This window comes from Kribbella sp. HUAS MG21, from assembly GCF_040254265.1.
Taxonomy (GTDB): Bacteria; Actinomycetota; Actinomycetes; order Propionibacteriales; family Kribbellaceae; genus Kribbella.
Genome location: NZ_CP158165.1, coordinates 3,518,225 through 3,536,375 on the forward strand (window position 1 = coordinate 3,518,225; position 18,151 = coordinate 3,536,375).

Sequence of the window (18,151 nt, forward strand, 5' to 3'; positions counted from 1 at the left end):
CCGGCGAAATCAGCTCAGCAGCTTGCTGATCCGGGTCAGGCCCTCGGCCAGGTCGTCGTCGCCGAGCGCGTAGGACAGCCGCAGGTACCCGGGCGCGCCGAACGCCTCACCCGGCACCACCGCCACCTCCACCTCGTCGAGGATGATGTCGGCCAGCTCCGCCGAGGTGGCCGCGGTGCGCCCGTTGATCTCCTTGCCGAGCACGCCCTTGACCGACGGGTACGCGTAGAACGCGCCGGTCGGCTCCGGGCACACGACCCCGGGGATCTCGTTCAGCATCCGCACCATCGTCCGGCGCCGCCGGTCGAACGCGACCTTCATCTCGTCGACCGCGCTCAGGTCGCCGGACACCGCGGCGAGCGCGGCCCGCTGGGCGATGTTGCAGACGTTCGAGGTCTGGTGCGACTGCAGGTTCGTCGCGGCCTTGATGACGTCCTTCGGCCCGATCATCCAGCCGACCCGCCAGCCGGTCATCGCGTACGTCTTCGCGACCCCGTTCAGTACGACGGTCTTGCCGGCGAGCTCCGGTACGGCGACCGGGATCGACGTCGGCCGCGCGTCGCCGTACGTCAGGTGCTCGTAGATCTCGTCGGTGACCACCCACAGGTCGTGCTCGAGCGCCCAGCGGCCGATCGCCTCGACGTCCTCAGGGCTGTCCACGGCGCCGGTCGGGTTCGACGGGGAGCAGAAGAGCAGCGCCTTGGTCCGCGGGGTCCGGGCCGCCTCGAGCTGCTCGACGGTGACGCAGTAGTTCTGCGACTCGTCGGCGAGCACCTCGACCGGTACGCCGCCCGCCAGCCGGATCGCCTCCGGGTACGTCGTCCAGTACGGCGCCGGCAGCAGCACCTCGTCGCCCGGGTCGAGCAGTGTCGCGAACGCGTTGTAGACCGCGTGCTTGCCGCCGTTCGTGACCAGGACCTGGGAGGCCTCGATCTCGTACCCGGAGTCGCGCCTGGTCTTCTCGGCGATCGCCTGCTTCAGCTCCGGCAGGCCGCCGGCCGGGCTGTACCGGTGGTTCTTCGGGTCCTGTGCGGCCGCGACCGCCGCCTCGACGATGTAGCCCGGGGTCGGGAAGTCCGGCTCGCCCGCGCCGAACCCGATCACCGGCCGCCCGGCCGCCTTGAGCGCCTTCGCCTTGCTGTCCACCGCCAGCGTCGCCGATTCACTGATGGCGCCGATCCGCGCCGAGATCCTGGAACCCATGAGCCCATCCTGGCACCAACCCACGCGGCGACCGCCAGGCCATCACAATCCGGGCGATCGGGGGACGGCGGGCGTGGAGTTTCGGGGCGGGGCGATTGTGATGGCCTGGCGGTTCCGGGGAACACGCTGGGGGTGCTGTCCGTTGGGACCTGCGGAAGGCTGTATGGTTCTGACCGCGGTGCGGCGCCCGGCAACGGACGGCGTACGGGCAGGGCCAGATCGACGAAGCCGAATCGACCGGAGCCGAGAGGCCGAGTTCGACCAGGTGGCTCCGACCCCGTACACTCTTCTAGTCCGGGCGTTGATGGCCCTGATCCGGCATGCCCGAGATCAGGTCCCACGCGGCGTCCGGATGGATTGCAGAGGGCACTAGCTCAACTGGCAGAGCATCGGTCTCCAAAACCGAAGGTTGGGGGTTCAAGTCCCTCGTGCCCTGCAAATCCTGACCGGCGCAGGGCCGGTCAGGCCGCCGCTAGCGAAAGAGGTAGGTCGTGACGGAGACGCGCACCCCGGCACCGTCCGGCGCCGGCAAGCCTGCGGAAGGCAAGCAGGGCAGGGGCCTGCTGCGCTTCTACCGCCAGGTGGTCGCCGAGCTCCGCAAGGTCGTCTGGCCGACCCGCAAGCAGCTCTCCACCTACTTCGTCGTCGTCCTGACCTTCGTGGTGTTCGTCATCGCGATCGTCTCGGTCCTCGACCTCGCCTTCGGCTGGGCGATGTTCAAGATCTTCGGCTGAGGTTCGCCGAACGGCCTCACGCAGGTCCCGGGCCCCGGCCCGACCCGAAGCAAGACAAGACCCCGATGCACAGATGACGGAGTACGACGTGTCCGAGCGCGACGACGAGATCCTCGACTACGAGGACGAGTTCGACGTATCCGACTCCGACGACGATCTCGACCTCGATCTCGACTTCGACGAGAACGACACCGACGACGACGACCTGTTCGCCGCCGACGGCGACGACGACCCGTTCGCGGACCTCGACGACGAGGACGCGGCCGCGGACGACGAGACCGACGACGAGTACTCCGCCGCCGACGACGCCGAGGAGCCGGAGGCGGACGCCGACACGTCCGACGACGAGCCGGTCGTCGTGGTCCCGGCGGCCGACGGCGCCGCGGCCGAGGTGGTCACGGAGGCGGACGTCGAGGACGCCGCCGAGGAGCAGGCCGACGAGGCCGCCCCGCAGGACACCGTCGAGCCCGCCGCCGACGAGGTCGTCTTCTCGAGCGGCGCCGACGCCGACGACAACGAAGATGACGCCGACGGCGAGGCGCTCGCCGCGGCCGCCGCGGCGGTGGCCGACGACGAGGACGAGGAGCCGGAGCCCGAGGAGCCGGGCGACCCGCTCGAGGAGCTGCGCACCCGGCTGCGTTCGCAGATCGGCGACTGGTACGTCGTCCACACGTACTCAGGGATGGAGAACCGGGTCAAGGGCAACCTGGAGAACCGGATCAACTCCCTGAACATGGAGGACTACATCTTCGAGATCATCGTGCCGACCGAGGAGGTCGCCGAGATCAAGAACGGGCAGCGCCGGATGGTGAAGCGCACCGTGCTCCCCGGCTACGTGCTGGTCCGGATGGACCTGACCGACGAGTCCTGGTCGACCGTGCGGCACACGCCGTCGGTGACCGGCTTCGTCGGGAACAGCCAGAAGCCGGTCCCGCTCAGCCTCGAAGAGGTGGAGAAGATGCTCGCTCCGGCCGTCGTGGCGGCGGCCGAGGCGGCGGCAGCCGAAGCCGGCGCCGCACCCGCCAAGACCGCGGCCAAGAAGAAGGTCGAGGTCGCCGACTTCGGTGTCGGGGACTCGGTCATGGTGGTCGACGGGCCGTTCGCGACCCTGCACGCCACAGTCACGGAGATCAATGCCGAGGCCCAGCGGATCAAGGCCCTGGTGGAGATCTTCGGCCGGGAGACCCCGGTGGAACTCAGCTTCAACCAGATCCAGAAAGTCTAAGGACCCGACAGAATGCCTCCCAAGAAGAAGATCGCTGCGCTGGTCAAGGTGCAGCTCCAGGCCGGTGCCGCGACGCCGGCACCGCCGGTCGGTACCGCGCTCGGTCCGCACGGCGTCAACATCATGGAGTTCTGCAAGGCGTACAACGCCCAGACGGAGTCCATGCGCGGCAACGTCGTACCGGTCGAGATCACGATCTACGAAGACCGGTCCTTCACCTTCATCACCAAGACGCCGCCGGCGCCGGAGATGATCAAGAAGGCCGCCGGTCTGCAGAAGGGCTCGCCGGTCCCGCACCGCGACAAGGTCGGCAAGATCACCAAGGACCAGGTCCGCGAGATCGCCACCACCAAGATGCCGGACCTGAACGCCCGCGACATCGACGCCGCGATGAAGATCATCGAGGGTACGGCGCGCTCCATGGGCGTCACCGTCGACGGCTGATCGCACCCGACTTCACGCAGTAGTGGCAGGGCGAAGCGCCGCCCGGGAGACCACACCCCAGAGAGGAACAGCAATGGCACAGCGCAGCAAGGCATACCGCGCCGTCGCGGAGAAGATCGACTTCGACAAGCTGTACACGCCGCTCGAGGCGATCCGGCTGGCCAAGGAGGCCGCCGGCAGCAAGAAGTTCAACTCCACCGTGGACGTCGCGATGCGACTCGGGGTCGACCCTCGCAAGGCCGACCAGATGGTGCGCGGCACCGTCAACCTTCCGCACGGTACCGGCAAGACGGCACGGGTCCTCGTCTTCGCCACCGGTGACAAGGCCGAGGCCGCGAAGGCCGCCGGCGCCGACTTCGTCGGCGACGACGACATGATCAAGAAGGTGACCGACGGCTGGCTCGACTTCGACGCCGTCGTCGCCACCCCGGACCTGATGGGCAAGGTCGGCCGCCTCGGCCGGGTCCTCGGCCCGCGTGGTCTGATGCCGAACCCGAAGACGGGGACGGTCACCCCGGACGTGGCCAAGGCCGTGTCCGACATCAAGGGCGGAAAGATCGAGTTCCGGGTCGACCGGCACGCGAACCTGCACTTCATCATCGGCAAGGCGTCGTTCGACGAGGCCCAGCTCGTGGAGAACTACAGCGCCGCGCTCGAGGAGATCCTCCGGCTGAAGCCGGCCAGCTCGAAGGGCCGCTACATCAAGAAGACGGTGTTCTCGACGACGATGGGCCCGGGTGTCCAGGTTGACCCCAACCTGACCCGGAACCTCACTGAGGAGACCGTCGAGGCCTGAGCCTCCACCTCAGCACCAGGAAGCCCCCGCCACGGCGGGGGCTTTCTGCTGTCCAGCCACCAGCCGCGAGCCACCAACCGCCGGCCGCGCGCCGCGACTCCGCCGAGTCGTGGCGATCGGTTCCGGCCCCGGACGTCGAGTCGTGAGTTTCGGCTCCCCGTGGCCGACCCATTTCCACGACTCGGCGGACCGGCTGGTCGCCGGGGGCAGCCGGGCGGGTGGGGGGTGGTCAGGCGCGGGTCAGGCGGAGGGGGTGGTCGGCGGTTTGGACGGTCCAGCCGTCGGGGTGCTCCTCGAGTACGGTGCCGGGCGCGGCAGTGCTCGCTGTGCCGGCTGGGTCTGTGCGGGTGATGAGGTGGGTGGTGCCGTTCAGGGGGAGTTGGGCGGTGGGGGCGGTGACGTTGAGGGCGGCGGCTTTGCGGCGGATCACGTGGGCGGGCTCGGTGAGGTCGAGGATGCGTTCGGCGTCGGTGAAGAACGGCGCCTCGGAGGCCGCCGCGGGATCCTGTGGCTCGCCAGGGTCTCCCGCGACCAGCCGCGGGACCGCCTCGTCCAGGCACTCGCTCAGTAGCGTGCGCCAGGACGCCATGATCCCGGTCCCGTTCAGGTCGTCGGGCAGCGGCGCGATGCGCTGGGCGAGGATCGCGCCGGTGTCGAACTCGGCCGCCGTCCGGTGCACCGTCGCCGCGACCCGCTCGTCACCCTCGTAGATCAACCGCTGCGGCGTCGGCCCGCGTCCCGCCGGCAGCGGCGACGGGTGACAGTTCACCGCGCCGTACTTCGGGATCTCGAGGATCTCGCCCGGGATCAGTCGCGGGAACGCGGCCGAGATCACCACGTCCGGTCGCAACGCGGCGATCACCGGCGCCGCGATAGTGCGCAGCTTGCGGGTGATCAGCACGTTCACGTCCTCGGGTACGCCGGCCACCATCGGGTCCGAGGCGCCGTACCTGGTGGTCTGCGGCAGCGTCACCACCAGCGCGAGCTCGTGACCGTTCCGTACGGCGAACTCGTGCACGAGCCGGAAACCGGGCAGGAACGCGTTCAGGCCGACGATCCGCAAGCTCATGCGGCCCATCGTCGCACCCGGTCCGTTCACGCCCGGGCGAATTTCCCCGGCGCGACTGGTGCGCGGACGGTAGAGTTGACGGCATGACGCAGTACGGGCGGCGATTTCTGCGCCCCGGCCGGCACGACGGTGCCGACGGGGTGAGCCGCTGCTGCGCTCTCTCCTGAGGTGACCGCGGCCGACCGGGGTGGACCCCCGTCGAGACCGTCACCTTGGAGAGAAACCCATGTCTGTCCTCACCGTTGAAGAACTGCACGCTGCCCTGACGATCCGGGACCTCGCCGATCCGGCGCAGGGCCCGCACGCCGTCCAGCTCGTCGTCGACGCGATCCGTACCGCGCTCGGCGCGGCCTGGCCGTACACCGAGATCTGGACCCGCCGCGACCATCCCGTCGTACCGCTGGCGGACAACTACGACAACCTCGGCTACGCGACCGACGCGGTCACGCGCGAGGCCCGGTACACGCGGTACGTGTCGGAGACCGAGGTACTGCGCAGCCACACGTCGGCGATGATCCCGCCTGCGCTGCGCGAGCTCGCCGCGTCCGAGGCGTCCGATGTGCTGATGATCTGCGCCGGCATCTGCTACCGCCGCGACTCGGTCGACTGGCAGCACACCGGTACGCCGCATCAGCTGGACCTGTGGCGGATCAGCCGCAACGTCACGCTGGGCGAGCCGGAGCTCGAGGAGATGATCGCGCGCCTGGTCGACACGGTCCTGCCCGGCCAGACGTACCGGACCGTTCCGGCCGTGCACCCGTACACGATCCACGGCCGGCAGATCGACGTCCTGCTGGACGACCAGTGGATCGAGATCGGGGAGTGCGGCGTCGCGGCGCCGCACGTCCTGCGGCGCGCCGGGCTGGACGACAGCTGGACCGGGCTCGCGATGGGCCCGGGGCTGGACCGGCTCGTGATGTTGCGGAAGGGCATCCGCGACATCCGGCTGCTGCGGTCCACGGATCCGCGGGTCGCGGGGCAGCTGCTGGACCTCACGCCGTACAAGGAGGTTTCGTCGATGCCGCCCGTCCGGCGTGATCTGTCCGTCGTCGTCGGCGCGGCGGCGGACGTGTCGGCGGAGGTCCTCGGGGACAAGGTCCGCGCGGCGCTCGGCCCGGATGCCGACGCGGCGGAGTCGCTGGAGGTGCTGGGCGAGACGTCATACGACGAACTGCCGGCGTCGGCCCGCGAGCGCCTCCAGTTGGCCCCTGGGCAACGGAACCTGCTGGTCAGGCTGGTCCTCCGGCCGGTCGACCGCACCCTGACCGACGCCGAGGCAAACGCTCTACGGGACAAGGTGTACCGGGCCCTGCACGAAGGCCCGGTGTTGGAGCTGATTGGTTAGAGCGCCGCGCAGAACGCCTTGGCCTTGGTGGTGATGGAGTCCCAGTTGGCGGCGGCGACGTCCGCCGGCGAGACGACATCGGTGCCGGCGCTCACGGCGAGGGCGCCGGCGGCCAGGAAATCGTGGGCGTTGCCGGCGTTCACGCCGCCGGACGGGATCAACGGGACGCCGGGGAACGGGCCGTTGAGGTCCTTGAGATACTTCGGGCCGAGCTGGTGCGCCGGGAAGATCTTCACGGCGGCGGAGCCGAGCGCCAGCGCGGTCATCACCTCCGACGGCGTGAAGGCGCCCAGTACGACGGGGATCCCGGCGGCCCGGGCGGCGTCGGCGACGGCGGCGGCCTCCGGGCCCTGGCCGGGCGTGACGAGGAACTGGGCGCCGGCGTCGATCGCGGCCGTGGCCTGGCCGGCGGTCTGCACGGTGCCCGCGCCGACCACCGCGCCGGTCTCGGCCGCGGTGGCGGCGGCGCGTTCCAGGTGCCGGGGCAGGTCCGGGGTGGTGTAGGTGAGCTCGACGACATGGATGCCACCGGCAACCAACGCGGCGCACAGGTCGCGGGCGTCGGAGATCTCCGGGGCCCGGACGACGGTCAGGACCCGGTCGGCGCGGAGCAGCTCCAGGGTGTTCACAACAGGTTCCTCTCGGCTGGTACGGCTTCAGGTGGGATTTCAGGTGGTACGGCGGACGGCGCGGCCGGGGAGGGCCTCGGTGCGGTGCGAGTCGTCGATGACCGGTACGCCGTTGACGAGCACGTACGGGATCCCCGCGGCCTGCTGCCGGGGCTCGGGGAACGTGGCCGTGTCCTGCACCCGCTCCGGATCGAACAGGACCAGGTCGGCGGCGTACCCCTCCCGGACCAGGCCGCGGTCGGGCAACCGGAGCCGGCGGGCCGGGCGGCCGGTCAGGTGGTGGACGCAGTCCGCGAGGTCGAGGACGCCGAGCTCGCGGACGTAGTGCGCGAGGTACCGCGGGAACGTGCCCCACGACCGCGGATGCGGTTTCCCGCCGACCAGGATCCCGTCCGAACCGCCGGTGTGCGACGGGTGCCGCATGATCGTGCGCACGTTTTCCTCGTGCCCGACGTGCTGCAGGATCGACGTCGCGAGATCGTCGGCGAGCAACAGGTCGTAGAACACGTCGGCGGGCGCGCGGCCGGCCCGGGAGGCGAGTTCCGCGACGGTGTGGCCAACGTTTTCCGAAAGCGCTGGATTGCGCACCCCGCCGATCTCGATCGTGTCCCACTCGACGACGCAGCCGTGGCAGCCGTCGGTGCCGACCTGCTCGAGTTCGTGGGTGATGCGCTCGCGCGCGGCCGGGTCCCGCAGCCGGGCGAGCTGAGCGTCCGGCCCGCCTTCAGCCGTCCAGCTCGGCAGCACCGCGGCCAGGGTGGTTGCGCCCGGCAAGTACGGATAGGTGTCGGTGGTGACGTCGACACCGGACGCGAGCGCCTTGTCGATCATCGCGACCAGGTCGGCGCCGCGGCCCGCGTTCGGCGCGAAGTTCATCACCGCGTGGGTCAGGTGCAGCGCGCAGCCGGCGCGGCGGGCGACCTCGACCATCTCGCCGTACGCCTCCAGGGCCCCCTTGCCGTACGAGCGCTGGTGCGGCGCGTAGTACCCGCCGTACTGCGCGACGATCTCGCAGAGCGCGACGAGCTCGTCGGTGTCCGCGAACATGCCGGGCGTGTAGGTCAGCCCGCTGCTCATCCCGACCGCCCCGTCGCGCAGCCCGTCGGCGAGCAGTTCCTTCATCCGCCTGAGTTCGTCCATCGTTGCCGGGCGATTGGACGTCCCAACGACCATCATCCGCAGCGTTCCCTGCGGGACCAGGTACGCCGCATTGCAGGCGATCCCCTGATCCAGCCGGTCGAGATACCCGGCGACCGTCGACCACGAGAAGTCGAAGTCGTCCGGCTCCCCGTTCCAGCCGGCGATCTGCCGCCGTACGACGGCCCGCGTCGGATCGTCGATCGGCGCGAAGGACAGCCCGTCCTGGCCGAGTACCTCCAGCGTCACGCCCTGGCTGACCTTGGCGGTGTGGTCCGGGTTCACCAGGATCTGCAGGTCGGAGTGCGAGTGCATGTCGATGAAGCCCGGCGACAGCACCAGCCCGTCCGCGTCGATCGTCCGGCGCGCCGCCGGCAGGCCGGAGCCGATCGCCACGATCCGCCCGCCGTCGACCGCGACGTCCGCGCGGTACCCGGGCGACCCGCTGCCGTCGACGACCAGCGCTCCGGCGATCTTCAGACCGGTCATGGGGCCTCCCGGTCTGGACTGAGGAGCGGAGGGAGCGAAGCGACCGGAGCGACGAGGGAAGACCGGGAGTTCCAGCCCCATGACCCGCCGCGCCGGAGGCGTGGCATCAGCGCAGTCATCTCAGAAGAACGTCCGCACCAGGTCGACGACCACCGGGTCGGCCGCGTCCGGGTCGTCGACGACCGGGATCAGGCCCCACTTGTCGAAGGCGGTGCAGGGATGCGACAGGCCGACCCGCAGTTCGTCCCCGATCACCACCGGCACGGATTCGTCGAAGTGCAGGAACCCGTGCTGGTCGTTGAGCTTGCTGACCTTCATCCCCGCGGCCGGCAGGATCGGTGCGCCCTCGGAGCGCGGCCGGATCAGCTGCGGCTCCGGCCAGTCCTGGTCGAACGGGAAGTCGCGGCGCCCGGCGTCGAAGATCGCCAGCCCCGGCTCGGGCTGCGACGTGATCCGCATCCAGCCGTGCATCGCCGGCACCAGCTGCTCGCCGTCCGTCCGCGGATGCTCGCCGAGCGGCGACACCCGCCGGTACAGCCCGTCGTCGTGCGAGATGTACGCGCCGGAACGCAGTACGACCCGGGCACCCTCGCCGGCCTCGGACGCGAGCACCTTCGCGACCTGCTCGAAGTACTGGCTCCCGCCCGCGCTGACGATCGGTACGACGTCCGCGTCGTACAGCGGCCGCAGCTGATGATGGACCGTCGCCAGCTCCCGCAGGTACGCGCGGACCTCCTCGAGGTCGGCCTCCTCCACACCGTGCCCGATCGCACCCTCGTACCCGGCCACGCCGACGAGCCGCAGCGTCGAGGCGTCGACGATCGCCTGGCCGACGTCGAGCGCCGTCCCGAGATCGCGGGCGCCGGTCCGGCCGCCGATCCCGCCGACCTCGACCATCACGTCGAGCGGACGGGCGTCAGGACCGACGTGCGCCGCCCTGGCCTCCTCCATCAGCTCGACCGTGCGCACCGAGTCCGCCCACACCGTCACCTCGAACGACGGATCGGCCGCGAGTTCGTCGGCGATCCAGCGCAGCTGCAGCGGGGAGATCACGGCGTTCGCGATCAGCACCCGCTGGACGCCGTACGCCCGGGCGACGCCGAGCTGGAACGCGTTGGCCAGTGTGATCGCCCAGGAACCGGAGTCCAGCTGCATCGCCCAGAGCGCGGGCGCCATCGTGGTCTTGCCGTGCGGCGCGAGCTCGACGCCGTGCCGCGTGCACCAGGTGGCGAGGGTGTCGACGTTGTGCCGCAGGCCCGGGGCGGACAGCGTCATCAACGGCGTCGGGAGCTGGGAGAGCCGCGGCCGGTCGGCCAGCACCTCGGCCACGGTCCGGCCCCAGAACGCGGGCGGCAGCGCCTTGTCCTGCCAGCTCACCTGCTGATCGGCGAGAGCGGCGACGGCGTCGGCATCGTAAGCAGGCATTCAGATCCCCTGGGGCTAGGATTGCAAAATACGCAACGTTGATTGCGCATTCTGACTCTCGGTTGTAGCATCGCGCCCGAAGTCGCGTCAACGCGCCCATCCCATCACCTCCCCGCCGAGGAGTGCCGATGCCCGCACCACTTCCCGAGACGGCCGCGCTCTGCCTGGGGGAGGCGATGATCATGCTCGCGGGTGGTCCCGGCCCGCTGGCGGACGTCGAGACGTTCCGGCGCTCGGTCGGCGGCGCGGAGTGCAACGTGGCCGGCGGTCTGGCGGCGCTCGGCGTGCCGACCGGGTGGATCTCGCGGCTCGGCGACGACGGCTTCGGACAGCACGTACTGCGGGATCTCGAAGCGCGGGGCGTCGAGGTCGGGGGCGTGGAGCTGGACCCGCTGCGACCGACGGCGCTCTACGTGAAGGAGTCCGTGGACGGGCGCTCGCGGATGCACTACTACCGGTCCGGTTCCGCGGCAGCGGCCATGGAGCCCGGGTTCCTGGACCGGGTCGACGTACGCGACCGGCTGGCGCAGGCGCGGCTCGTGCACACGACGGGGATCACTGCGGCGATCTCCACGAGCAGCTCGGACATGCTGGAGCGGCTGGCGACAGAGCCGCGTGAGTTCCTGCTGAGCGTCGACCTGAACTGGCGGCCGGTGCTGTGGCGCGACCGGGACCCGGAGCCGTTGTGGCGGTTGCTGAAGGCGGCGGACATCGTGCTGGTCGGCGCGGACGAGGCGCAGGTCTTCGCGGGCACGAGTGATCCGGACGAGCTGTACGAGCGTCTGGGAGCACCTGTCCTGGTCGTAAAGGACGACGCGCACACTGCGACAGTGCTGGAGTCAGGTGGTCGCACAGAGGTCCCCGCGCTGTCGGTGGACGTTGTGGAGACCGTAGGCGCGGGCGACGCGTTCGCCGCGGGCTTCCTGGCCGGAACCTTGCAGGGGTTGCCAATGGTGCAGCGGCTACGGCTGGGACACCTGAACGCGGCTGCAGTGCTGACCGCTCCGGAGGACCACGCCCCGCCGCCGGCACCGGAGGTGCGTGAGCGCTTGCTCAACGCGACGGACGAGGAGTGGGCCGCCACGAAGATCGGTCCGGCATGAGCCAGAGCCTGGGCAGGGCGCTGCAGATCCTCACCAGCCTCGGTGAAGGCGAGCGGACGCTCGACCAGCTCGCAGCCGAGCTCAAGGTGCACAAGACGACAGTGCTGCGGCTGCTGCGCACGATGGAGGCAGAGCGGTTCGTACGGCGGGACGCCGCGCACAGGTACCGCCTGGGGTCGCGGCTGTTCGCGCTCGCGGATGTGGCGCGCGAGCAGCACGTCGTACGTGAGGTCGCTGCACCGCATCTGCGCGAGCTGAACCAGAAGACCGGGCAGACCGTGCACCTGGCGGCCTGGGAGAACGGCGAGGTCATCTACGTCGACAAGCTGGACAGTGTGCGCTCGGTGCGCATGTACTCGCAGGTCGGCGTGCCGGCGGCTCTGCACTGCACCGCGGTCGGCAAGGTGCTGCTGGCCGCGCAGCCGAAGCGGCAGCGGGAGGCGGTGCTGGGGACGCTGGAGTACACGGCGTACACACCGAACACGATCACCGACGCGGATCGCTTGCGGGCCGAGCTGGAGACCGTCGAAGAACGCGGCTGGGCGCAGGACAAGGCTGAGCACGAGTCGTTCATCAACTGCATCGGGGCGCCGCTGAAGGACAGCAGCGGCCGCGTCGTCGGGGCCGTGTCGTTGTCGGTGCCCGACGTACTGCTGAACTATGACCAGGTGCTCGAGTTGCTCCCCGACCTGCTCGCCACCGCGAACGCGATCAGTGCCGACTACAACTGACTGCAACTGACTACAACTGAGAGGTGTCACACCTGATGTCCGACAAGAGCGCAGTCTCCACCACCGACGCGCCGCCGCCGATGCCGGTGTTCTCGCAGGGCGTCCGCAAAGGCAACATCCTGCAGGTGTCCGGACAGGGTTCGGTCGACCCGGCCAGCGGCGAGTTCGTGTTCGCCGGCGACGTGAAGGGCCAGACCACCCGGGTGCTGCAGAACATCGAGGCGATCCTGAAGGCCGGCGGAGCGAGCATCGACGACGTGGTGATGCTGCGCGTCTACCTCACCCAGCGCGAGGACTTCGCCGCGATGAACGAGGCCTACGCCGACTTCGTCTCCACCCGCACCCCCAGCGGCGTCCTCCCGTCCCGCACCACAGTGTTCACCGGTCTGCCGCTCCCGGACATGCTGGTCGAGATCGACGCCCTCGCCGTCCTCAGCTGATTCCCTCCGAAGCCCGGGCCCTGGTGGTCCGGGCTTTGGACTGCCTACCCAACGTCCCGTATCGCGGGATAGAGTTCCGGTATGCAGGAAAACCGCGGATCGGTGCAGTCGATCGACCGGGCGGTGGCGATCCTTCGGTGTTTCGACGCGCAGACGCCGGAGCTGGGGATCAGTGAGCTGGCGCGGGCCACCGGGCTGTCGACGAGCACCGTGCACCGGCTGTTGCTGGCCATGCAGGAGAACGGGCTGGTGCGGCAGACGAGCCAGCGGCGGTACGCGATCGGGCCGCTGGTCGTGCAGCTGGCGCACAGCGGTGGGATCCCGACCGGGCTGCGCGATGCCGCCTTGCCGGTGCTGCGGGCGCTGCGCGACGACACGGGCGAGACCGCGGCCGTGCACGAGCTGCTGCCGTCGGGGCAGCGCGTCGTGCTGGAGCAGGTGGAGAGCTTCCACCAGTTGCGCCGTACCTACACGGAGTTCGGGATGCCGGTCGCCTTGCCGCTCGGTGCGCCCGGGAAGGCGTTGCTGGCGTTCCTGCCGTTCGAGCGGCAGCAGGAGGTGCTGAAGGGCCCGCTGGAGCAGGTGCAGCCGGCAACCATCACCGATCCGGAGGTGCTCGCTGAGCAGTTCGCCGAGATCCGCCGGCGCGGGTACTCGATGTCGCGGGTCGAGCGGACGCCGGGGATCTGCAGCGTGGCGGCGCCGGTGTTCGGCTACTCCGGTCAGGTGGCCGGCTGTCTGAGTGTGTCCGGCCCCGAGATGCGGATGCCGGTGGAGCGGATGGAGGAGTCCGGGATGAGGGTCGCCGCGGGTGCCTGGTCGGTGTCGGAGTTGCTGGGCGCCACCCCGGCCGCACGGGACCGCAGTACGGCGCTGGCCGGCGGCCGGTGATGCGGGGTCTCTGGAAGATCGCGCCAGCTGTCTATCTGCCCGCTCTGCTCTACGGCATCGGGCAGGGCGCCATCGCGCCGGTGGTCGCGCTGTCGGCGACACACCTCGGTGCGTCGGTGGCTGTGGCCGGACTGGTCGTCGCCGCGGCCGGCCTGGGACAGGTCATCGGTGACATCCCGGCCGGCGCGCTGACGCACCGCATCGGTGAGCGCAGCGCCATGCTGGCCGCCACCGGTCTTGTCTCGCTGGCACTGGTGGCCTGCTTGGTGGTTCCAACGGTCTGGGGCCTGGCGATCGCCATCGGCTGCACTGGCGTCGCCGGTGCGGTGTGGGGCCTCGCTCGGCAGGCCTACCTGAGTGAAGCGGTTCCGATCGAGCTCAGAGCGCGTGCGCTGTCCACGCTGGGCGGCGTACAGCGCATCGGCTCCTTCATCGGCCCGTTCCTCGGCGCGGGCGTGATGAAGTTCCTCGGTACGGACGGCGCGTACTGGGTGCACCTGGTGGCCGCAGTACTGGCTTGCGCCCTCCTACTGAGCCTGCCGGACGTCACCCACACCCGTGCGAAGGGCGCCGTAGCCGCGCAGTCGACCTGGGGCGTCATCCGCGACCACCTCCCGGTACTGCGGACACTGGGCGTCGGAGCACTACTAGTAGGAGCAGTGCGCGCGTCCCGGCAGGTCGTGATCCCCCTGTGGGCGCAGCACATCGGGCTGGACCCGCAGACGACCAGTGTGATCTTCGGACTGTCCGGTGCCGTGGACATGCTGCTGTTCTATCCAGCCGGCTCAGTCATGGACAGGCTCGGCCGGAAGTGGGTCGCGGTACCGTCGATGGCAGTGCTGGGACTGGCGCATCTGCTGCTGCCGTTGACGCACACCACCGCCACCCTGACCGCGGTCGCGTTGCTGATGGGCATCGGGAACGGTCTGGGCGCCGGGGTGATCATGACGCTCGGCGCGGACGCCTCACCACCTGTCGGGCGAGCGCAGTTCCTAGGTGCGTTCCGGCTGTTCGCGGACACGGGCAATGGTGCCGGACCACTACTACTCGCTGGCGCCACGGCTGTCTTGGGACTGGGACCCGCGATCGTCATCATGGCCGGGACCGGCTGGGCCGCAGCCACCGCCATGCACCGCTGGATCCCGGCACACCGCCGACCCACTGAAGGACCGGCCTGAGGTACGGGTGGAGTACGGGCAGTAACGCGCGATGACCTTGCGATAGGTTCTGCTGCCGTGGAGTCCGTGGCCGCGTCGCTCACCATGGCCGCGATCGCCTTCGCACTCTCGGCCTTCATCCTGCACAAGGCGCTGCCGAAGAGCTTCGTGCGCCTCGCCGACCGGCTGTCGTCCGGTCCGGCAACCGTGTTCTCACTCGACGAGGTGCGCGCGCGGGCGACCCACCTGCTGAATCAGCTCGCGGCCGACCTCAGCGCGGCGGATCCCGGAGCGGTGGACCGTGACCTCTACGAGCGAGCCGGTCTCGCGCGGTCCGCGGCGGAACGTTTCCTGGACTCCGAGCGGCTGACCGACGTCGTCGGTGCGCTCGCCCTGTCCCGCTCCGGCCTCGACGACCTGCGGATCGCGACCGGACGCTCACAGACCCGGTACCGGCTGTGCTTCTTCAACCCGCTCCATGACGAGGCGGTCAATGACGTCGGTTTCCGGCTCGACAGCGGACAGGTGTCCGTGCCGGCCTGCCGGCGCTGTGCGGCCGACGTCCGCAAGGGGACCAAGAAGCTCGACGCGGTAACCGGCGACAACGGCAAGCCGTACTTCCTCGGTGACGACGTCTGGGCCGTGACCGGCTACGGCGCGCTGGTGGAGGATCTCCCGACCGCGATCTTCCGGTACGAGCAGAGCACCTCATGACCACGGATCCGCTGTGGGCCCGGGTCCTGCGCCGCGTGACGGTCTGGGGAGGCGCCGCGCTGCTCGCCGCCGGCGCCTACGCCGGAGCGACGATCGCAGTGTCCGCCTTCCTCGACGACCGGCCCGACGCGGAGGCGTACGACGAGGCCGCGACCGCGCTGCGCGACGACCTGGTGTACGTCGACGAACGCGCCGGGAACCTGCTGACCGAGGACGCGGCCGCGGACCTCGAGAAGCGGGTCGCCGGGATGAGCCGGCCGACCCGGATCGTGGTCTGGCCGCGGGACGGCGAATGGCTGGGCGACACCGTCGAATACATCGCGGCGCGGTCCGAGGTGCCGAGCAGGTTCCTGATCGTCGACCAGTACGGCCTCACCAAGGTCGCCTCGACGCTCGACGAGTCCGCACCGTCGATCCCGGACACGCTGAACTCGCCGGTCGCCGCAGCGCTGACCAAGGCGCTCGACCAGCTCGAGCGCACCCCGCTGCGCGGCGAACGTACGGCGTACGACGATGGTGGCGGCCCGCCGGGGGAGCTGTGGCTGGCGGCGGCCGCGGGCGCCGGTCTCGCGCTGTTCGCCGGATTCGTCGCGCTCAGTGGCGCGGTCGTGGCCTTCGGCACGGTTCTCCTGGTGGTCTCGTTCGCGGCCCTGGCGGTGTGGTCGTACCGCCGGCGCCGGGCCGGTCCCGCGATCGCCGACATCGAGGCGCGCCCCGCGGAGCGCCGGCACGGTCGTAGCCGCGGCGTCTACCGGCCGCCGAACGACGTACTCGTCCGGATCAACAAGGTCCGGATCACCGAGCGGGCCGAGCTGCTGCGGGACGAGGTGCTCGCGCTCGGCGAGCGGATGGGCGCGTCGACCGACCACGTCGACGGACTGGCTTGGGCGCTGGCGCTCGACTGCTACGCGGTGGCGGGCCGGATCGCCGACACCACCGAGGGCCGCGACGACCTGGCCGCCCAGGCCGACGTCGTCGCCGGATTGGTCCTGGTCGCCCGCGGAGGCCGGGCCGTGGACGCGGCCGAGGCGGATCGCGAGCTGACCGAGACCCTGGACTGCTTCGCGAATCCGTTCCACGGAGTGGCCGTCGGGCCGGTGCCGGCCATCGCACTCGGCGCGGAGCGGCCGCCGGCCTCGGTGCCGCAGCGCGTCGAAGTGTGCGCGACCTGCCGCGCCGCCGCCGGGAAGAGCGTCGCCGCCGCGGACCCGCTCGTACTCGACGCGGGCAGCGTCACGGAGTACTGGATGGCCGGGGTCCGGCCGTGGGCGGAGATCGGGTACGGCGCCCCGAGCCGGGTCCTGATCGACGCCTGGAACGCGTCGCGGGTCTGAGCCGATTTGGTCAAACGCAGGTACACCAGGCACACTGGTACCTGCCGAAGACCGCTGGTTGCTGCTGCATGTGAAAGTGTGGTAGCTGAAGGTCCCACTCAGGTGGGCGGCCCGCGCAGGTGACTTGGATGGTGACACAGTACGTTTCACGCCCTTGCGCCTGCGCAGGGGCGATTCTTTTTGTCAGGGGTCCGAGGCGTGGAAGCCGATAGAAGGAGACCCCCATGGCGAGGCCGGACAAGGCAGCCGCTGTCGCGGAGCTGACGGACGAGTTCCGTAGCTCCAACGGCGCCGTGCTGACCGAGTACCGCGGTCTCACCGTCGCGCAGCTGAAGCAACTTCGCACTGCGCTCGGTGACGACGTGAACTACGCCGTGGTGAAGAACACGCTGACCAAGATCGCGGCCAAGGACGCCGGCGTCGAGTCGTTCGACGACCTGCTCGAGGGCCCCTCGGCAATCGCCTTCATCAAGGGCGACCCGGTGGTTGCGGCCAAGGGTCTGCGTGACTTCGCCAAGGCGAACCCCCTGCTCGTCATCAAGGGTGGAGTGCTGGACGGTAAGGCACTCGGCTCTGACGAGATCAGCAAGCTCGCTGACCTGGAGTCGCGTGAGGTCCTCCTCGCGAAGCTCGCAGGTGCGATGAAGGCGGCCCCGCAGAACGCGGTGTCGCTGTTCGCTGCTCCGCTGTCGCAGGCGGCACGCCTGTTCGCGGCGCTGCAGGACAAGCTGCCGGCCGAGGCGGCTGCCCCCGCGGCAGACGTTCAGGACACGGTCGAGGCACCTGCCGAGGCGAGCACCGAGGAGACCGCTTCAGCCGACAGCTGAGGCAGCTCACCGCAACACCCCATCAGTGATCATCAGCAACACCGTTAGGAAGGACCGCCAAAATGGCGAAGCTCAGCACCGAAGAGCTCCTCGGCCAGTTCAAGGAACTGACCCTGCTGGAGCTGTCGGAGTTCGTTAAGGCGTTCGAGGAGGAGTTCGGCGTCACCGCCGCCGCCCCGGTCGCCGTTGCCGCTGCCCCGGCCGCGGGTGGCACCGGCGCCGCTGCCGAGGAGGCCGCGGAGCAGGACGAGTTCGACGTCGTTCTCGAGAGCGCCGGCGACAAGAAGATCCAGGTCATCAAGGAGGTGCGCGGTCTCACGAGCCTCGGCCTGAAGGAGGCCAAGGACCTCGTCGAGTCGGCCCCGAAGCCGGTCCTGGAGAAGGTCGACAAGGCTGCCGCGGAGAAGGCCAAGGAGGCCCTCGAGGGCGCCGGCGCCACCGTCACCCTGAAGTGACCT

19 protein-coding genes and 1 tRNA gene are annotated in these 18,151 nt (G+C 70.2%); 15 read left to right on the top strand and 5 right to left on the bottom strand.

Features of this window, described 5'->3' with window-relative positions:
- Positions 1–9 precede the first annotated feature (9 nt).
- Entirely contained in the window at positions 10–1,203 is a 1,194-nt protein-coding gene (locus ABN611_RS17220) for a pyridoxal phosphate-dependent aminotransferase (RefSeq protein WP_350280894.1), read from the bottom strand.
- 363 nt (positions 1,204–1,566) lie between these two features.
- On the opposite strand from ABN611_RS17220, the gene ABN611_RS17225 reads away from it, so the two are divergent.
- The 5 genes from ABN611_RS17225 (at position 1,567) to rplA (ending at position 4,402) form a co-directional block, all read left to right on the top strand.
- A tRNA-Trp gene (locus ABN611_RS17225) sits at positions 1,567–1,639 on the top strand.
- A 55-nt stretch (positions 1,640–1,694) separates the two neighbouring features.
- On the top strand, positions 1,695–1,937 hold the full coding sequence (gene secE / locus ABN611_RS17230) for a preprotein translocase subunit SecE (protein ID WP_130384685.1): 243 nt from the start codon (positions 1,695–1,697) through the stop codon (positions 1,935–1,937).
- A 73-nt stretch (positions 1,938–2,010) separates the two neighbouring features.
- Positions 2,011–3,162, top strand: a complete 1,152-nt coding sequence (nusG, locus tag ABN611_RS17235) for a transcription termination/antitermination protein NusG (protein WP_350280895.1) — start codon at positions 2,011–2,013, stop codon at positions 3,160–3,162.
- Between the two features lie 12 nt (positions 3,163–3,174).
- On the top strand, positions 3,175–3,606 hold the full coding sequence (rplK, locus tag ABN611_RS17240; RefSeq protein WP_350280896.1) for a 50S ribosomal protein L11: 432 nt from the start codon (positions 3,175–3,177) through the stop codon (positions 3,604–3,606).
- Between the two features lie 73 nt (positions 3,607–3,679).
- The gene (gene rplA / locus ABN611_RS17245; RefSeq protein WP_350280897.1) at positions 3,680–4,402 is read left to right on the top strand and encodes a 50S ribosomal protein L1; all 723 of its coding nucleotides are present in this window, start codon (positions 3,680–3,682) and stop codon (positions 4,400–4,402) included.
- A 229-nt stretch (positions 4,403–4,631) separates the two neighbouring features.
- On the opposite strand, the gene ABN611_RS17250 is transcribed toward rplA, so the two are convergent.
- Positions 4,632–5,471, bottom strand: coding sequence for a formyltransferase family protein (locus ABN611_RS17250; RefSeq protein WP_350280898.1), 840 nt, complete (start codon positions 5,469–5,471; stop codon positions 4,632–4,634).
- Positions 5,472–5,697: 226 nt separating this feature from the next.
- Between ABN611_RS17250 and ABN611_RS17255 the strand changes: the two genes are divergently transcribed.
- Positions 5,698–6,816, top strand: coding sequence for a hypothetical protein (locus ABN611_RS17255; RefSeq protein ID WP_350280899.1), 1,119 nt, complete (start codon positions 5,698–5,700; stop codon positions 6,814–6,816).
- Here ABN611_RS17255 and ABN611_RS17260 read toward each other — a convergent pair.
- From ABN611_RS17260 to ABN611_RS17270, 3 genes are all read right to left on the bottom strand, one after another.
- Positions 6,813–7,445: a bifunctional 4-hydroxy-2-oxoglutarate aldolase/2-dehydro-3-deoxy-phosphogluconate aldolase gene (locus ABN611_RS17260; protein WP_350280900.1), complete on the bottom strand. Its 633-nt coding sequence runs from the start codon at positions 7,443–7,445 to the stop codon at positions 6,813–6,815. The two genes, ABN611_RS17255 and ABN611_RS17260, sit on opposite strands and share 4 nt — an antisense overlap.
- Positions 7,446–7,484: 39 nt before the next feature.
- The gene (locus tag ABN611_RS17265; RefSeq protein WP_350280901.1) at positions 7,485–9,071 is read right to left on the bottom strand and encodes a D-aminoacylase; all 1,587 of its coding nucleotides are present in this window, start codon (positions 9,069–9,071) and stop codon (positions 7,485–7,487) included.
- 120 nt (positions 9,072–9,191) lie between these two features.
- Positions 9,192–10,496 (bottom strand): amino acid deaminase, encoded by a 1,305-nt coding sequence (locus ABN611_RS17270; protein WP_350280902.1) that lies wholly within the window; start codon positions 10,494–10,496, stop codon positions 9,192–9,194.
- Between the two features lie 128 nt (positions 10,497–10,624).
- Here ABN611_RS17270 and ABN611_RS17275 point away from each other — a divergent pair, with 128 nt between their 5' ends.
- The 9 genes from ABN611_RS17275 to rplL all read left to right on the top strand — a co-directional run bounded on the left by ABN611_RS17275 (position 10,625) and on the right by rplL (position 18,148).
- Positions 10,625–11,599, top strand: coding sequence for a sugar kinase (locus ABN611_RS17275; protein WP_350280903.1), 975 nt, complete (start codon positions 10,625–10,627; stop codon positions 11,597–11,599).
- On the top strand, positions 11,596–12,330 hold the full coding sequence (locus ABN611_RS17280) for an IclR family transcriptional regulator (protein WP_350280904.1): 735 nt from the start codon (positions 11,596–11,598) through the stop codon (positions 12,328–12,330). The genes ABN611_RS17275 and ABN611_RS17280 overlap by 4 nt, the downstream gene beginning before the upstream one ends.
- Before the next feature lie 35 nt (positions 12,331–12,365).
- On the top strand, positions 12,366–12,770 hold the full coding sequence (locus ABN611_RS17285) for a RidA family protein (protein WP_350280905.1): 405 nt from the start codon (positions 12,366–12,368) through the stop codon (positions 12,768–12,770).
- Positions 12,771–12,851: 81 nt separating this feature from the next.
- Positions 12,852–13,661: an IclR family transcriptional regulator gene (locus tag ABN611_RS17290; protein ID WP_350280906.1), complete on the top strand. Its 810-nt coding sequence runs from the start codon at positions 12,852–12,854 to the stop codon at positions 13,659–13,661.
- Positions 13,661–14,839 carry an MFS transporter gene (locus ABN611_RS17295; RefSeq protein WP_350280907.1) on the top strand — a complete coding sequence of 393 codons (1,179 nt, stop codon included), beginning with the start codon at positions 13,661–13,663 and terminating at the stop codon, positions 14,837–14,839. Before ABN611_RS17290 ends, ABN611_RS17295 begins: the two co-directional genes overlap by 1 nt.
- 57 nt (positions 14,840–14,896) lie before the next feature.
- Positions 14,897–15,532 carry a hypothetical protein gene (locus ABN611_RS17300; RefSeq protein ID WP_350280908.1) on the top strand — a complete coding sequence of 212 codons (636 nt, stop codon included), beginning with the start codon at positions 14,897–14,899 and terminating at the stop codon, positions 15,530–15,532.
- Entirely contained in the window at positions 15,529–16,866 is a 1,338-nt protein-coding gene (locus tag ABN611_RS17305) for a hypothetical protein (RefSeq protein WP_350280909.1), read from the top strand. The genes ABN611_RS17300 and ABN611_RS17305 overlap by 4 nt, the downstream gene beginning before the upstream one ends.
- Before the next feature lie 224 nt (positions 16,867–17,090).
- Positions 17,091–17,693, top strand: coding sequence for a 50S ribosomal protein L10 (gene rplJ, locus ABN611_RS17310; RefSeq protein WP_350280910.1), 603 nt, complete (start codon positions 17,091–17,093; stop codon positions 17,691–17,693).
- Positions 17,694–17,755: 62 nt separating this feature from the next.
- Positions 17,756–18,148 carry a 50S ribosomal protein L7/L12 gene (gene rplL, locus ABN611_RS17315; protein ID WP_167205823.1) on the top strand — a complete coding sequence of 131 codons (393 nt, stop codon included), beginning with the start codon at positions 17,756–17,758 and terminating at the stop codon, positions 18,146–18,148.
- Positions 18,149–18,151 lie beyond the last annotated feature (3 nt).

What these genes read in the sequence shown, in the direction of transcription:
- ABN611_RS17305 (WP_350280909.1), top strand. Translation starts at nt 15,529, where the DNA reads ATGACCACGGATCCGCTGTGGGCCCGGGTCCTGCGCCGCGTGACGGTC.
- rplJ (WP_350280910.1), top strand. Translation starts at nt 17,091, where the DNA reads ATGGCGAGGCCGGACAAGGCAGCCGCTGTCGCGGAGCTGACGGACGAG.
- ABN611_RS17295 (WP_350280907.1), top strand. Translation starts at nt 13,661, where the DNA reads ATGCGGGGTCTCTGGAAGATCGCGCCAGCTGTCTATCTGCCCGCTCTG.
- rplK (WP_350280896.1), top strand. Translation starts at nt 3,175, where the DNA reads ATGCCTCCCAAGAAGAAGATCGCTGCGCTGGTCAAGGTGCAGCTCCAG.
- ABN611_RS17220 (WP_350280894.1), bottom strand. Translation starts at nt 1,203, where the DNA reads ATGGGTTCCAGGATCTCGGCGCGGATCGGCGCCATCAGTGAATCGGCG.
- ABN611_RS17280 (WP_350280904.1), top strand. Translation starts at nt 11,596, where the DNA reads ATGAGCCAGAGCCTGGGCAGGGCGCTGCAGATCCTCACCAGCCTCGGT.
- ABN611_RS17290 (WP_350280906.1), top strand. Translation starts at nt 12,852, where the DNA reads ATGCAGGAAAACCGCGGATCGGTGCAGTCGATCGACCGGGCGGTGGCG.
- rplA (WP_350280897.1), top strand. Translation starts at nt 3,680, where the DNA reads ATGGCACAGCGCAGCAAGGCATACCGCGCCGTCGCGGAGAAGATCGAC.
- ABN611_RS17270 (WP_350280902.1), bottom strand. Translation starts at nt 10,496, where the DNA reads ATGCCTGCTTACGATGCCGACGCCGTCGCCGCTCTCGCCGATCAGCAG.
- ABN611_RS17255 (WP_350280899.1), top strand. Translation starts at nt 5,698, where the DNA reads ATGTCTGTCCTCACCGTTGAAGAACTGCACGCTGCCCTGACGATCCGG.
- ABN611_RS17265 (WP_350280901.1), bottom strand. Translation starts at nt 9,071, where the DNA reads ATGACCGGTCTGAAGATCGCCGGAGCGCTGGTCGTCGACGGCAGCGGG.
- nusG (WP_350280895.1), top strand. Translation starts at nt 2,011, where the DNA reads ATGACGGAGTACGACGTGTCCGAGCGCGACGACGAGATCCTCGACTAC.
- ABN611_RS17285 (WP_350280905.1), top strand. Translation starts at nt 12,366, where the DNA reads ATGTCCGACAAGAGCGCAGTCTCCACCACCGACGCGCCGCCGCCGATG.
- ABN611_RS17250 (WP_350280898.1), bottom strand. Translation starts at nt 5,471, where the DNA reads ATGAGCTTGCGGATCGTCGGCCTGAACGCGTTCCTGCCCGGTTTCCGG.
- ABN611_RS17275 (WP_350280903.1), top strand. Translation starts at nt 10,625, where the DNA reads ATGCCCGCACCACTTCCCGAGACGGCCGCGCTCTGCCTGGGGGAGGCG.
- rplL (WP_167205823.1), top strand. Translation starts at nt 17,756, where the DNA reads ATGGCGAAGCTCAGCACCGAAGAGCTCCTCGGCCAGTTCAAGGAACTG.